The 15,682-nt window shown below is 43.9% G+C and carries 13 protein-coding genes; 3 read left to right on the top strand and 10 right to left on the bottom strand.

The genetic code is table 11. The annotated features are described in order from the left end of the window. Window positions 1-10 precede the first annotated feature (10 nt). From OCV44_RS05085 to OCV44_RS05075, 3 genes are all read left to right on the top strand, one after another. On the top strand, window positions 11-1,207 hold the full coding sequence (locus tag OCV44_RS05085; protein WP_009848631.1) for an acetate kinase: 1,197 nt from the start codon (window positions 11-13) through the stop codon (window positions 1,205-1,207). 146 nt (window positions 1,208-1,353) lie between these two features. Beyond that, a complete protein-coding gene (pta, locus tag OCV44_RS05080; protein WP_139684771.1) occupies window positions 1,354-3,519 on the top strand; it encodes a phosphate acetyltransferase in 2,166 nt (721 codons plus the stop codon). A gap of 380 nt (window positions 3,520-3,899) precedes the next feature. Further along, entirely contained in the window at window positions 3,900-6,356 is a 2,457-nt protein-coding gene (locus tag OCV44_RS05075) for a bifunctional diguanylate cyclase/phosphodiesterase (protein WP_246091740.1), read from the top strand. Window positions 6,357-6,389: 33 nt separating this feature from the next. Here OCV44_RS05075 and OCV44_RS05070 read toward each other — a convergent pair whose 3' ends face one another. The 10 genes from OCV44_RS05070 to moaB all read right to left on the bottom strand — a co-directional run bounded on the left by OCV44_RS05070 (window position 6,390) and on the right by moaB (window position 15,524). Further along, the gene (locus OCV44_RS05070) at window positions 6,390-7,337 is read right to left on the bottom strand and encodes a glutathione S-transferase family protein (protein WP_139684780.1); all 948 of its coding nucleotides are present in this window, start codon (window positions 7,335-7,337) and stop codon (window positions 6,390-6,392) included. Window positions 7,338-7,530: 193 nt separating this feature from the next. Beyond that, window positions 7,531-8,517, bottom strand: coding sequence for a murein tripeptide/oligopeptide ABC transporter ATP binding protein OppF (oppF, locus tag OCV44_RS05065; RefSeq protein ID WP_170213718.1), 987 nt, complete (start codon window positions 8,515-8,517; stop codon window positions 7,531-7,533). Then, window positions 8,514-9,485 carry an ABC transporter ATP-binding protein gene (gene oppD / locus OCV44_RS05060; RefSeq protein ID WP_009848635.1) on the bottom strand — a complete coding sequence of 324 codons (972 nt, stop codon included), beginning with the start codon at window positions 9,483-9,485 and terminating at the stop codon, window positions 8,514-8,516. The genes oppF and oppD overlap by 4 nt, the downstream gene beginning before the upstream one ends. Before the next feature lie 51 nt (window positions 9,486-9,536). Next, a complete protein-coding gene (oppC, locus tag OCV44_RS05055) occupies window positions 9,537-10,439 on the bottom strand; it encodes an oligopeptide ABC transporter permease OppC (RefSeq protein ID WP_086049055.1) in 903 nt (300 codons plus the stop codon). Between the two features lie 15 nt (window positions 10,440-10,454). Further along, the gene (oppB, locus tag OCV44_RS05050; RefSeq protein ID WP_012603542.1) at window positions 10,455-11,375 is read right to left on the bottom strand and encodes an oligopeptide ABC transporter permease OppB; all 921 of its coding nucleotides are present in this window, start codon (window positions 11,373-11,375) and stop codon (window positions 10,455-10,457) included. Window positions 11,376-11,486: 111 nt separating this feature from the next. Beyond that, window positions 11,487-13,118, bottom strand: coding sequence for an ABC transporter substrate-binding protein (locus tag OCV44_RS05045; protein WP_009848638.1), 1,632 nt, complete (start codon window positions 13,116-13,118; stop codon window positions 11,487-11,489). Between the two features lie 683 nt (window positions 13,119-13,801). Continuing rightward, the gene (moaE, locus tag OCV44_RS05040; RefSeq protein ID WP_086049052.1) at window positions 13,802-14,275 is read right to left on the bottom strand and encodes a molybdopterin synthase catalytic subunit MoaE; all 474 of its coding nucleotides are present in this window, start codon (window positions 14,273-14,275) and stop codon (window positions 13,802-13,804) included. 2 nt (window positions 14,276-14,277) lie between these two features. Next, window positions 14,278-14,523, bottom strand: a complete 246-nt coding sequence (gene moaD / locus OCV44_RS05035) for a molybdopterin synthase sulfur carrier subunit (RefSeq protein WP_009848640.1) — start codon at window positions 14,521-14,523, stop codon at window positions 14,278-14,280. After that, window positions 14,520-14,999 carry a cyclic pyranopterin monophosphate synthase MoaC gene (gene moaC, locus OCV44_RS05030; RefSeq protein WP_004734026.1) on the bottom strand — a complete coding sequence of 160 codons (480 nt, stop codon included), beginning with the start codon at window positions 14,997-14,999 and terminating at the stop codon, window positions 14,520-14,522. Before moaC ends, moaD begins: the two co-directional genes overlap by 4 nt. Window positions 15,000-15,011: 12 nt before the next feature. Next, on the bottom strand, window positions 15,012-15,524 hold the full coding sequence (gene moaB / locus OCV44_RS05025; RefSeq protein ID WP_010437177.1) for a molybdenum cofactor biosynthesis protein B: 513 nt from the start codon (window positions 15,522-15,524) through the stop codon (window positions 15,012-15,014). Between the last annotated feature and the right edge of the window lie 158 nt (window positions 15,525-15,682).

Raw genomic sequence — 15,682 nt, 5'->3', positions numbered from 1 at the left:
GTAGTCATTAATGTCTAAGCTAGTTTTAGTTTTAAACTGTGGTAGTTCTTCTCTTAAATTCGCTGTTGTTGATGCAGAATCAGGTGCTGAGCACCTAACTGGTCTTGCTGAGTGTCTTGGTCTTCCAGAAGCTCGTATGAAGTGGAAACTTGATGGCAAGCATGAAGCACAACTAGGCGCGGGCGCAGCTCACGTAGAAGCACTATCTTTCATGGTAGAAACTATTCTTGCTTCTAAGCCTGAGCTTAAAGCTAACCTTGGCGCTATCGGTCACCGTATCGTACACGGCGGCGAGCAGTTCACTTCTTCTGCGCTTATCACTGACGAAGTGCTTAAGGGTATTCAAGACGCTGCGACTTTCGCACCTCTTCATAACCCTGCTCACCTTATCGGTATCGAAGCGGCTCAAAAGAACTTCCCTGGCCTTCAAAACGTTGCTGTATTTGACACTGCGTTCCACCAAACAATGCCTTCTGAGTCTTACCTATACGCTCTACCGTACAACCTGTACAAAGAGCACGGCATCCGTCGTTACGGCATGCACGGTACTTCTCACCTATTCATCACTCGTGAAGTTGCAGGCCTACTAAACAAGCCAGTTGAAGAAGTTAACATCATCAACTGTCACCTAGGTAACGGCGCTTCTGTATGTGCTATCAAGAACGGTCAATCTGTAGATACTTCTATGGGTCTTACTCCTCTTGAAGGTCTTGTAATGGGTACTCGTTGTGGTGACCTAGATCCTGCGATCATCTTCCACCTACACGACGCTCTTGGTTACTCTGTTGAAGAAATCAACAACATGCTAACTAAAGAGTCTGGCCTAGCTGGTCTAACTGAGGTGACTTCTGACTGTCGTTTCGTTGAAGACAACTACGGTGAGAAAGAAGAAGCAACTCGTGCAATGGACGTGTTCTGTCACCGTCTAGCTAAGTACGTTGCTGGTTACACGGCAACTCTAGAAGGTCGTCTAGACGCAATCACTTTCACTGGCGGCATCGGCGAGAACTCTGGCCCAATCCGTGAAATGGTTCTTAACCGCCTAGGCATCTTCGGCATCGAAGTTGACGGTGAAGCTAACCTTAAAGCTCGTTTCGGCGGCGAAGGTACTATCACTACAGCTAACAGCCGTATCCCTGCAATGGTTATCTCAACTAACGAAGAGCTAGTAATTGCTGAAGACACTGCGAAACTAGCAGGTCTTTAATTGATTTTCCTGACTAGCTTCACTCGAAGCTAGTCAGTTTTTCATATCAAGAAAATGGGGCTCAACTTCTATTCCTACCCCAATGTAATTATCGGTGGGAATAGCGGTTGAGCTTTTTTATTTCCAATAGTCAAAGGTGTTCGTCAATGTCACGTACTATTATGCTTATCCCTACAAGCGCTGGTGTTGGTCTTACTAGTGTTAGCATGGGTGTTCTTCGCGCTATGGAGCGTAAGGGCGTAAGTGTTTCTTTCTACAAGCCAATCGCTCAACCTCGTAGCGGTGGTAACCAACCAGATCTAACGTCTACTATCATCAGCGCAAACAGCGACATTAAGATTGGTGAGCCAATCGCAATGACAAAAGCTGAAGCTTTGATCGGTAGCGAGAAAACGGATGAACTTCTTGAATCTGTTGTTGAGCAATACAACAAAATCAACAAAGACGCAGAAGTAACGCTAATCGAAGGCCTAGTCCCTACTCGTAAGCACCCGTTTGCAAACCAAGTGAACGCAGAAATCGCAAAAACGCTTGGCGCAGAGATCGTATTCGTTGCGACTCCTGGTACTGACAACCCTACGCAACTTAAAGAGCGTATCGAAGTAGCATGTTCTAACTTCGGCGGTACTAAGAACAAGAATATCAAAGGCGTAATCATCAACAAGCTTAACGCTCCTGTTGATGAAGCTGGCCGTACTCGCCCTGACCTATCTGAAATCTTTGATGATGCAGACAGCGCTCAGCAAGCGAATCTTGAAGTAATGCAAATCTTCAACTCTAGTCCTATCCGTGTTCTTGGCTGTGTGCCATGGAGCATCGACCTAATCGCAACTCGTGCGGTTGATATGGCTAAGCACCTTAACGCTGAAATCATCAACGAAGGTGAAATCTCAACTCGTCGTATTAAGAGCATCACTTTCTGTGCACGTTCTCTACCGCACATGATTGAGCACTTCAAACCAGGTTCACTGCTAGTAACTTCTGCAGACCGTCCTGACGTTATCGTTGCTGCGGCTCTTGCTGCGAAAAACGGTGTTGAGATTGGCGCAATCCTACTGACTGGCGGTTACGACATTCCAGAAAGCGTTGCTAACCTTTGTGCACCAGCATTCGCTTCAGGTCTACCGATCTTCAAAGCTCAAGGTAATACTTGGCAGACGTCTCTTAACCTACAGAGCTTCAGCCTAGAAGTTCCTGCAGATGATAAAGAGCGTATCGAGTTCGTTAACGATCACGTTGCAAGCCACATTGATGGCCCTTGGATTGATTCTCTATCTGAAGGTACTCAAGGCATCCGTCGTCTAAGCCCACCAGCATTCCGTTACCAGCTAACTGAATTTGCTCGTAAAGCGGCTAAGCGCATCGTTCTTCCTGAAGGTGATGAGCCACGTACAGTAAAAGCTGCGGCTATCTGTGCTGAGCGCGGTATCGCAACGTGTGTGCTTCTTGGTAACCCAGAAGAAATCCGTCGCGTTGCTGCACAGCAAGGTGTTGAGCTTGGCGCTGGCGTTGAGATCATCGACTCTGCATCAGTTCGCGAAAACTACGTAGCTCGTCTAGTAGAACTTCGTGGCGCTAAAGGTATGACTGAAGTTGTTGCTCGTGAGAAGCTAGATGATTCAGTATTCCTAGGTACTATGATGCTTGAAGCTGGCGAAGTTGACGGTCTAGTTTCTGGTGCTGTACACACTACGGCGAACACAATCGTTCCTCCGTTCCAGATCATCAAAACGGCTCCTGATGCTTCTATCGTATCTTCAATCTTCTTCATGCTTCTGCCTGATCAAGTGCTTGTATACGGTGACTGTGCGATCAACCCAGATCCAACAGCTGAACAGCTTGCTGAAATCGCTATCCAATCTGCAGATTCTGCTGCGGCATTCGGTATCGACCCTCGCGTTGCTATGATCTCTTACTCTACTGGTGAATCTGGTAAAGGTGCAGACGTAGATAAAGTACGTGAAGCAACCAAACTTGCTCAAGCGAAACGTCCTGATCTTGTGATCGACGGTCCTCTTCAGTACGACGCAGCAATCATGGAAAACGTAGCCGCTTCTAAAGCGCCAAACTCTCCAGTTGCAGGTAAAGCGACAGTATTCGTATTCCCAGACTTAAACACGGGTAACACGACTTACAAAGCTGTACAGCGTTCAGCAGACCTAGTGTCTATCGGTCCAATGCTTCAAGGTATGCGCAAGCCAGTAAATGACTTGTCTCGTGGCGCTCTAGTAGACGATATCGTTTACACTGTAGCTCTAACGGCTATCCAAGCAGACCAAGCGGCTCAAGCTGAAGAAAAAGTAATTAACTAATTACATTTCTCTCGCTCTAAAATGCGTTAAAAACATTCAAGCCCGTGCAATTGCATGGGCTTTTTTCCATCACAAATTGGTGGAAATCAAAAACGTTAAACATACTGGAGGTTAATTGAACAGCGTAAGCAGGTACGGCTCACCCTTTCATATCAAATCACCCAAGAGCTGCATTTTCACTTTTAGCTAAATCACTGATTTATCAAGTTGTCTTTTTCTTTCCTTTCTATTATTAATCTACCGTACGTTTATCTGAAAAGTGCGATCTTTGACGTTTTTATTCTTCGCAATGATGATTTGTTTTGTTATATTATTTTACATAATAAATAAACTTCTTTGTATTTCATAACACTATGACGTCAGATACTCGGCTGATCGCGTTGATCAAATGGCTCCCAGTTAGCTTTATCGCACTTTTTTCACTCGTACTGATTTCTTCATTTCTGTACAACTCACACCTATCTAATCAAAAACAATTAGTGAGAGCTGAACAACTATTTAAAGATCAGCACAAGCAATTGCTTAAAAGCCAAGTCGACGTCGCAAAAAGCCAAGTTCTCTACTTGAAATCGACCACCGAGTCAGAACTAAAACAAGTCGTCAAAGAGCGATTAAAAGAGGCACACCGAATCGCAACTCGTCTATACGACGACAATCAATCACAGCCCAGGGAAGTTATTGAATCCGTAATTAAAAGTGCGCTGAAAGACATTCGCTTCAATAGTGATCGTGGTTACCTTTTTATTGTTGATCGCCAGTCTAAAGGCATCATGCACCCATTTTGGCCCCACTTAGAAGGCCAAGACCTATCTAAGCTAAAGGACACTCGAGGTACATCAATAGTTAAAGAAATGGTTCGACTTTCTCTTGATAAACAAACCAGCTTTTATAGATGGTGGTTCCACAAGCCTGGTGACAATAAAGCCGTATACGAGAAAATTGGGTATTCGACCTATTTTGAACCGTTAGAGTGGATTATTAGCTCAGGCGATTACGTCGTTGATGTTGAAAATGATTTAAAACAACAATCACTCAACTGGTTAAAAAGTTTGAAACTGCCAGATTCGGATCAGCTTTTCGTGCTCGACAAACAAGGCGTATTCCTTGCCCATGAGTCACCAGAGCTAGTTGGAACAAAGCACCCTATGTTTCAGTCATTCATTCAAAGTGAAAATGCCCTTGAAACAGACCAAGAGCGGTTTGTGACTTTAGGCACAGAGCTTGCCAATAATCGCTCAACAAGTACGATTAACTATGTGACGAAAATAGACGATTGGGGTTGGTATATTGTTGGTAGCGCTTACACCCAAGCAATTGAACAGTACTCCATCGCTCATAAGCAGCTAACAGAAGAGTCGTTAAAACACGATACCATCGAACTCATCATGTACAGTACAGCAGGCTTCGCTACCCTACTGATTCTTAGTTTCTATACCAGTAATGCCATTGCACGTCGCTTTACCACGTTCCAAGGCCAAATTAGGCGTGATTTCCATAAATTGGAGCAAAATCGTAAAGAGCTATCTTACTTAGCTCATCATGACTCACTCACCGGCCTTTACAATCGAACTGCATTAAAAGAGAGTTTTGCGGTCATACAAGAAAGAAACGTACAAAATGCTACTAAAATTGCCGTACTTTTTATCGATCTTGATGACTTTAAAAATATCAACGACGCTCATGGCCATGGCTATGGAGATCAACTGCTAAAAAATATCGCTCAAACTTTGCAACATTTAACTGAGCCGAATGAAATGTATTTCCGTTTTGGCGGGGATGAGTTTATTGCGATTATAGACAATCTACCGACGGCTGAGTCTTTGACACCAATTATCAACAAGATTAAGCAGGCAATCGAACGCTCTTACAACATTGCAGGAGAAGCTCTATCTATTAAGACAAGTATCGGGGTATCGTTATCCCCCGATCATGCAGACAATATAGAAATGTTAATATCTAAAGCTGATATGGCACTCTATTTCGCTAAACGTACAAGCAAAGGCATTATTCAATTATTTAACGAGTCTATTTCCGATGATATACACAGTAAGCTTGAGATTGAGAACGCGCTTAACTCTGCCTTAGATAACAAGGAGCTTTACGTTCACTATCAACCTCAGATAGGTATACATTCAGGTGAAGTCTTGGGAGTAGAAGCGCTTTGTCGTTGGCAAAACAAAAAGTTAGGATTTATTCCACCTGACGTATTTATCAGCATGGCGGAAAAAACGAATCTAATTAATGACATTACGTTCTTTGTCGCTGAAACCAGCATGCGTGATATTAGCACTATCAATAATCAACTAGGCGTATCCCTATCGTTATCGATCAATCTCTCACCGGCTGTTTTTACTCACAACCACTTGGTAGAACGTTTCTCTGAACTCGCAGCCAAGTACGCTTTGTCTCCGGAAAAAATCAAGATAGAGATTACAGAAAGCGTACTTGTCGAAGATCTGCAAGCCGTTACGCAAGTAATGAACCGCTTCCAAGCACTAGGAATGCAAGTTTCCATCGACGATTTCGGCACAGGATATTCATCATTAAGCTATATTGCCTCCCTGCCTATCAATGAGATCAAGATAGATAAATCATTTATAGATACTATTGATACCGATGAGAGACAATTTGCACTGGTTGAAGCGATTACTTCTCTAGCAAGTATTTTCAATTTCGACTTGGTCGTGGAAGGTATTGAGACTCAAGCACAGCTGCAGTCTATTAAGCAATTGTACTGTAGCGCAGTTCAGGGCTACTACTACTCGCGCCCGGTAAGCGCAACAGGCCTCGTTAAGTATCTAGAGCTACAAAATCAAAGAGAAGCCTTTGAAGTTTAATTCGATATCAGCCTGACGCTATGTTCCGGTAGGTTAAATCAAATAACTGCGTTTATGCGGGGACTCTAAATCAAGGTAAGGTCCTTTAGGAACAACTTGAGTTGGGTTAATGCCCGTATGGCTGTAATAGTAGTGACGCTTGATGTGATAAAAGTCGGTCGTTTCTTTGATGCCTTCGACCTGGTAGAGCTCTTTTAAGTAACCTTGAATATGGGCGTAGTCTGAAATTCGCTGCTTGTTACACTTAAAGTGACCAACATACACCGCATCAAACCGAACCAGAGTGGTAAACAATCTCCAATCTGCTTCTGTGATGTCATTACCCGCTAGATAACGATGTTCGCTAAGGTGAGCGTCTACTTTGTCTAAGGCTTCAAATAACGCATCATACGCCTCTTCGTAGGCTTCTTGTGTCGTTGCAAAGCCCGTTCGGTACACACCGTTGTTAATGTTTGGGTAGATATAGTCATTCCACTCATCAATCTTCTTTGCCAGTTCCCACGGATAGTAATCATCGGTGTTGCCTGTCAGTTCATTAAACTCTGAGTTGAACATACGGATAATTTCAGAGGACTCGTTACTCACGATGGTGTTGGTTTTCTTATCCCACAACACTGGCACCGTTACTCGACCCGAGTAATCCGCTTTGGCTTGAGTGTAGATTTGGTGCATACGAGTATGGCCGAACAGAGGTTCAGGTAACCCCATTTGCCAACCTTCACTCATCATGTCTGGGCAAACCACCGTCACGTCAATGTGATCGGTCAGGTCTTTAATCTCACGGAAGATAAGAGTTCTGTGCGCCCATGGACACGCCAATGATACGTATAAGTGATAACGGCCACTTTCAGGCTGAAACTGCGCGCCCGCTTTATTCTCTACCCAGTGACGAAAGCCTGCATCTTCACGAACAAACTTACCACCGCTTTCTTTGGTCTCGTACCAAACATCATACCAAACACCTTCAACTAACTTGCCCATATCCAAACCTCTGTCATCCATACTTCTCTCTAGTATAAAAAAAGCCAACTTTTTCAAAACTAGAAGAAGTTGGCTTAGTTGTTCAAATTATTTGAAGGAGGTTGTTCACGAGAAATTTGGGGCACAAAAAAAGCGCAACTCATAAAAAAGTTGCGCTTAAGCCTGTCACAGGCTGAACCGTTTTAAATAGGCTCTAGACTTGTACGTGCAAGCAAGATACTGCGTGAACGTCATCACCTTGAATGGTTGGCTTAGTTTGCGCACACGCCTCGGTTGCTTCAGGGCAGCGAGTACGGAACACACAACCTGATGGCGGATTAATTGGCGACGGTAAATCACCTTCCAACATTTGAATGGTTTTGCTGCGCTCTAGGCGAGGGTCTGGAATCGGAACTGCAGACATCAACGCTTTAGTGTACGGGTGCTTAGGGTCAGAGAATAAGGCATCTGATTCACCAAGCTCTACTGCGTTACCTAGGTACATCACCAATACACGGTCAGAGATGTGTTTAACCACTGACAAATCGTGCGCGATGAAAACCAAAGACAAACCAAGTTCTTTCTGTAGTTCCTTAAGAAGGTTAACTACTTGAGCTTGAATTGATACATCCAGTGCAGAAACAGGTTCATCACAGATGATCATCTTAGGTTTCAGGATAAGCGCACGTGCAATACCGATACGCTGACATTGACCACCAGAGAACTCATGCGGGTAACGGTTAATTACATTGGGTAGCAGACCAACCTTTGCCATCATCTCTTTCACTCTGTCCTTCACTTCCTGTTTAGAAAGCTCAGGGTAGAAAGTCTCGAGAGGCTCAGCAATGATATCGCCAACTGACATACGCGGGTTAAGCGATGCTAGTGGGTCTTGGAAGATCATCTGAATCTCTTTACGAGTCTCACGACGTTTCACTTCTTGCATCTTAGTCAGGTCTTGACCTAACCACATCACTTGACCTTCTGTCGCTTCAACTAGGCCGATAATCGCGCGTGCAAAAGTCGATTTCCCGCAACCAGACTCACCTACTACACCTAGCGTTTCGCCTTCGTAAAGGTGAACATCAACCCCATCAACCGCTTTAAGGTTTGATGGTTTCGCCCAAGGCCAAGCAGACTTAGCCGCAATGCTAAAGTGAACTTTTAGGTCTTTAATATCTAATAGTAATTCTTTACTCATTTTGTCCAAGTCTCCCAGTCTGAAAAACAAGCACGCTGACGATCTTTAGCAAATGGCTGTAGAATTGGTGCTTCTTGCTTACAACGGTCCATTACACGGTGACAACGGTCTTGGTAAGGACAACCTGTTGGTAGGCGAAGTAAGTTAGGTGGGTTACCTGGAATCGTCGGTAGAATTTCACCTTCGGTATCCAAACGAGGAATCGCTTTAAGCAGGCCTTCGGCATAAGGGTGGCTTGGCTCGTAGAAGATTTCATCAACCGTGCCATATTCCATTGTACGACCCGCGTACATGACAAGTACTTTGTCACACGAACCAGCAACAACACCCAAGTCATGGGTAATCATGATGATTGCCGTATTGAACTCATCTTTAAGCTCGTTCAGCAATTCCATGATTTGCGCTTGAATGGTCACATCCAAAGCGGTTGTTGGTTCATCAGCGATAAGCAATTTAGGACGACACAGCAGTGCCATTGCGATCATCACACGCTGACGCATACCGCCCGAAAACTCATGCGGGTACATGGTGATACGCTTGCGTGCTTCAGGGATTTTCACTGCTTCGAGCATACGTACTGATTCTTCGAACGCTTCTGCTTTACCCATACCTTTATGCAGCATAAGTACTTCCATCAACTGATCGCATACTTTCATGTAAGGATTCAGTGACGTCATTGGATCTTGGAAGATCATCGCGATCTGTTCAGCACGTACTTTGTTCAGTTCTTTTTCAGGCAGGTTAAGAATTTCATTGCCTTCAAACTTTGCGCTACCTGAGATGATGCCGTTCTTCGCCAGCAGGCCCATCAGTGCAAATACCGTTTGAGATTTACCCGAACCCGACTCACCAACAATACCCAGCGTTTCGCCTTGGTTGAGTGAGAAGTTCAGGTCGTTTACTGCGGTTACGATACCATCTTGCGTGGTAAATTCGACGCGCAGATCTTTGACATCTAATAAGCTCATCATTGCTTCCTTCAATCTTTTATAGCTTTTGTATTTTTATTTGCTATTTCTTTATCTGTCTTTTGGATCAAGCGCGTCGCGCAGACCATCACCTACGTAGTTAAAGCAGAACAGCGTAACTACCATGAATGCCGCCGGGAATGCCAGTTGCCAAATAGCAACTTCCATTGTTTGCGAACCTTCTTGTAACAGTGCGCCCCAACTTGTCATAGGCTCTTGAACACCAAGACCAAGGAAAGATAAGAATGATTCAGTAAGGATCATGCTTGGAATAAGTAGCGTTGAGTAAACTGCAACAATACCTAATACGTTTGGTACGATGTGACGTGTAATGATCTTCCATTTGCTTACACCACATACGTGAGCAGCCTCAATGAATTCTTTACTACGTAGACTCAACGTTTGACCACGTACAATACGCGCCATGTCGAGCCAAGCAATAGCACCGATAGCAACAAAGATAAGTACTATATTACGACCAAAGAATGTTACCAGTACGATCACAAGGAACATGAATGGTACAGCGTACAAGATCTCTAGGATACGCATCATCACTCGGTCAGTACGACCGCCAATGAAGCCTGAAGCTGCACCGTAAAGCGTACCAATCAGTACCGCTACAAATGCGCCCATCACACCAACCATAAGAGAAATACGGCCGCCAATCATTGTACGAACATATAAGTCACGACCTAAACTGTCGGTACCAAACCAGTGATCCGCATTTGGACCAACGTGCATTGCGTACCAGTCAGTATCATCGTAAGCATGCTGCGCCAGCATAGGCAAGAAAATTACTGATAGCACCATGATCGTCAGAATAAACAGACTGATCATTGCCGCTTTGTTGCGCATAAAACGAATACGCGCGTCCTGCCACAAACTACGACCTTCAATTTCCAAACTCTCAGAGAATTTTTCGATCGCTTCTAAGTTTTCTTTTTTCTTCAACATAACCATGCGTCCCTGTTAGTAGCGAATTTTCGGGTCAATAAGCGCTAGTAAAATATCAACAATTGCGTTGAATAAGATGAATAGGAAACCAATCAAAATGGTTACACCCATTACTAACGAGTAGTCACGGTTAAACGCGGCGTTAACAAACAGCTTACCGATACCTGGCAGGCCGAAGATGGTTTCAACAACAACTGAACCTGTGATGATACCTACGAACGCAGGTCCCATGTATGAAACAACAGGTAGCATTGCTGGCTTAAGCGCATGTTTAAGAACGATATAACGGTAACTTAGACCTTTAGCTCGAGCAGTACGGATAAAGTTACTATTTAGAGTTTCAATCATGCTACCGCGAGTGATACGCGCAAAGGTAGCGACATAGAGAAGAGACATCGCAATAACAGGTAGCACGATGTACGCGAAGGTGCCGCCATGCCAACCACCTGCTGGGAATATATTCCAGTGCAGGGAGAAAAGGTAAATAAGCGCTGGTGCCAACACGAAGGATGGCATCACCACCCCGAGCATGGCAGTCGACATTATGGTGTAGTCGACCCAGGTATTGTGCTTCAACGCGGCTATAGTACCGACGGTGACCCCCATAATTAGCGTAAAGATAAAGGCAACGAAGCCTACCTTCGCAGATACTGGAAGTGCTACAGCAATCAGCTCATTTACTGTGTAATCTTGATATTTGAAAGATGGACCAAAATCACCCTGAAGGATGTTGGTTAAGTACGTGGTGTACTGTTCAAATACTGGTTTATCTAAGCCGTATTTAGCTTCGATGTTAGCCATAACTTCTGGCGGTAATGGACGCTCGCTTGAAAACGGGTTACCCGGTGCGAAACGCATGAGAAAGAAAGATATAGTGATCAACACCAACATCGTTGGAATCGCTTCAAATATCCTTTTCATAATGAATTTAAGCATAAACTCACTCTTTCAGTCTGTGACAATTAAAATTAGAAAGACGCTACATGCGCGTATTACGCATGTAGTGTCTGTATCGTTATAGTTATATTAACTTTTTAGAATCGAAGCTTATTGAGCCTTGATGTATAAGTCTTTCGAGAAGATCTTATCTTCCGCGTTGTTCGTAGGGAAGCCACCAACGTGCGGATTTAGTAGACGTGATTTCACGTATTGATAGATAGGTGCGATAGGCATATCGTTAGCCATTAGCGCCTCAGCTTCAAGGTAAAGTGCTTTACGCTCTTCTTCTGAAGTCGAGTTCAGTGCTTTATCAATGATTTGATCGTAAGCCGCGCTGTCGTAGTGAACACCACCGGTAGTGTTGTTACTCTTCATTAGCGTAAGGAATGACGACGCTTCATTGTAGTCACCACACCAACCAGCACGAGCTACTTCGAAGTCACCAGAATCTTTAGAAGATAGGTAAGTTTTCCACTCTTGGTTTTCAAGTGTAACTTTAAGACCCAGTGTTTTCTTCCACATAGAACCTAGTGCTACAGCAATCTTCTTGTGGTTTTCAGAAGTGTTGTAAAGTAGGTTGAAGTTTAGTGGATTGTCTTTACCGTAACCCGCTTCTTCAAGAAGACGTGCCGCTTCTACGTTACGTTCTTTTTGAGACATTGTACCGTACTGAGGAAGCTCAGGATCGAAGCCCGCTGTGATTTCAGGCGTCAGGAAATATGCTGGTTTTTGACCTTGCGCTAAGATAGCGCCAGTCACGATGTCACGGTCAATTGCGTAAGAGATCGCCTTACGTACGCGAACGTCATCAAATGGCGCTTTCTTCGTGTTGAAGATGTAGTAGTAAGTACACAAGTTACCGGCTACAGATACGTCTTCTGCGTGCTCTTTCTTAAGACGCTTGAAGTGCTCAGTTGGAAGTTCATTTGTGAAGTCGATTTCACCAGATAGGAAACGGTTCATTTCCGCAACTTGGTTTTCGATTGGTAGGAAGGTTACTTTGTTTAGAACAGTTTTATCGTTGTTCCAGTATTGGTCGTTACGCTTTAGAACTAGACGTTCGTTAACAACCCACTTATCAACAGAAAATGCGCCGTTACCTACGAAGTTACCAGGCTTAGTCCATTGGTCACCGAATTTTTCAACAGTTGCCTTGTGTACTGGCTTCACTGTTGTGTGGCCCATCATCATTACGAAGTATGGTACCGCTGTTTCTAATTCAACAACAAGTGTGTTTGCATCTACAGCTTTAACGCCTAGCTCACTCTTGTCTTTCTTACCGGCTACGATGTCTTTCGCATTCACCATCTTGGTATATTCCATGTACCAAGCGTATGGAGAAGCAGTGGCAGGATCAACTGCACGTTTCCAGCTGTAAACGAAATCTTCAGCTGTTACAGGATCGCCGTTAGACCATTTTGCATCTTTGCGTAGGTGGAAAGTGAATGTTTTGTTGTCTGTCGTTTCCCAGCTCTCAGCAACACCAGGGATAGTATTACCTTCACCGTCCTGGTTCACTAGACCTTCTAGAAGATCACGAATTACGTGAGATTCTGGTACACCTTGAGATTTGTGTGGGTCGATAGTCGCAACTTCAGTACCGTTACCGCGAACAAGTTCCTGAACTTTTGCTAGTTCTGTACCTGCTGGAACTTCAGCAGCGATAGAAAGAGTAGAAGTGGCAGCCACTGCCAAACCAGCACCTAGAAGAAGGGCCTGAGTGATTTTATTCTTGTACATTTAATAAACTCCAAGTTTTTCGTATTGCATCCATGACTTCTTTGCTAAGTTCACTGAACGGCAGTGATTTAGATTTATTTAGCTTAAAATATAAGCATAAAAATCTAAAACCTTACAAAGATTGAGGCACACACTATCAACCATTGAAGTAATTTGCCATAAACAAGTCGCAAAAAATCGGATAATTCTCCGAAATACTCAAGGTATCAGTGTAAATATCTAATAAAACCCTAATGAATAGTGAGTTACACATAGAGAGTTATTAAACAACAGCCTTTAGTGTTGATGTATCTGTGTTGATACTTTTTTTTAGCATCTTATGCTAGAACACCTTTAATAAGTTAACATTAATGCCACATTAAATCTAAGTGCACATCACATATCCCCTAAATAGACTGTACTATTTGTGAGGGTTATCACTTTATACAAAACAGCATAATGCACTGCACCAAAACAGAAGAAATACTGCACCAATAAGGGCTAGTTTGTTATAAGAATTTATATTCACAGAAAATACTTAATGATTCATTAAAATACAATTTATTCATATATAACGTCATAACAAGTACAAAAAAGCCGACTTAGAGAGTCGGCTTCTGTTTATTTAAATAAGGTCTACTAATTTCGTCAGGACTGTATATATCAGTTCCACTATTTAAAAACGTGACTGAAATTTTAGCGGGCTATTTTTCCCAACGCTCTGCAGCCTTAGCATCTGAATCTCGCGAGTCTACCCAACGAGTGGTTTCCGTAGTACGTTCTTTTTTCCAAAACGGCGCTTTGGTTTTGAGGAAGTCCATAACAAACTCGCACGCTTCGAAGGCAGCCCCTCGGTGCGCACTGGATACACCAACGTAAACAATCTGGTCACCGATATCTAGGTCACCAACACGGTGAATCACTCGCATCTTCTGAATAGGCCAGCGCGCTTCAGCTTGATCACAGATCTCGCTCAGCGACTTCTCTGTCATACCCGGATAGTGCTCTAGAGACAAACCAATCACGTTGTCGCCAAGGTTCATGTCGCGAACTTTACCAACAAACGTCACTACCGCTCCTGCAGCTGTGCCTTGAGCTAGATAATCGTATTCGTCACCCACAGAAAAATCTTCTGCAGTAACGACTACTCTTGGATCAATAACTCGAGAGTCGTTCATGGCTAACCTCCAGTAACAGGTGGGAAGAAAGCCACTTCATCGCCGTCTTTCACTTCAGTTGTCAAAGGTACGATTGATTGGTTAAGTGCAGCCAGAAGTTTGCCCTCTTCCAATGCGATATCCCATTTGCCTTCTTGTGTTACAAGGTGGCTGCGAATCGCTTCAATAGTATTGAATTGTGCATCGACTTCTAGGCTATCGACACCGACAAGTTCACGAGTTTGAGCAAAGAACAGTACAGTAATCATGATTCCACCTTGAAGTGACCAGATTTACCGCCCGTCTTCTCTAACAGGCGTACATTTTCGATAACAATGTCTTTTTGAACGGCTTTACACATATCGTAAATCGTTAGCGCAGCAACGGAAGCAGCCGTAAGCGCTTCCATCTCCACGCCCGTCTTACCCGCAAGTTTACAAACAGATTCAATGCGAACCTTGTTTTCAGACTCGATAGCTTCTAGCTGCACTTCTACTTTAGTTAGTAGTAGAGGGTGACACAGTGGAATCAAGTCCCACGTTTTCTTAGCCGCTTGGATGCCAGCAATACGTGCCGTCGCAAAAACATCACCTTTATGGTGGCTGCCAGAAACAATCAGTTCTAGCGTTTCTGCTGACATTTGAACGAAAGCTTCTGCTCTCGCCTCACGTACTGTCTCTGCTTTAGCCGATACATCGACCATGTTCGCTTCGCCAGACGCATTAATGTGGGTAAATTGGCTCATGCTCAAACCACCTTATACAGAAAGGTGTGGCATGAAATTGCAAGGACGGTGGCTAGCATCCATCTGTTGCTTGATGATCTTAGTCCAACCCGTGCGACAAGCACCAGTAGAACCAGGCATCGCAAAGATTACTGTGTGGTTAGCAAAGCCCGCAATCGCACGAGATTGAATTGTCGATGTACCAATCTCTTCGTAAGACACTTGACGGAATAGCTCACCAAAGCCTTCTACTTCTTTGTCGAATAGTGGCTTAAGTGCTTCTGGGGTGCTGTCACGAGAAGTGAAACCCGTACCGCCAGTGATCATGATCGCTTGTACGCTGTCATCAGCAATCCACTGAGATACGATAGCGCGAATCTTGTACATATCATCGATAACGATTTGCTTATCAACCACGTTGTGGCCTGCTTCTTTAGCATGCTCAGCTAGGTAACCACCTGACGTATCATTTTCTTCTGTACGAGTATCTGAAACCGTTAGTACTGCGATGTTTGCTGCTTGAAATTTGCTTTCTGCGTGACCCATTTGTTCACCTATATAAATTTTTCAATTATTAGGGCGTGTTGACCTTTCGTGATTAAATTTTGTTCGAGATAAAAGCGTTTTAATCGCGGCGAGGGGGAAGTAGCCTAGTCATTCTAAGCAAATCTCCCTCAACAAAGAGTAAAACGCTTTTAGCCGAA

This window comes from Vibrio tasmaniensis, assembly GCF_024347635.1.
GTDB lineage: Bacteria > Pseudomonadota > Gammaproteobacteria > Enterobacterales > Vibrionaceae > Vibrio > Vibrio tasmaniensis.
The sequence above is the reverse complement of the archived record's forward strand: the minus strand, read 5'-3'. Positions and strand labels throughout refer to the sequence as shown.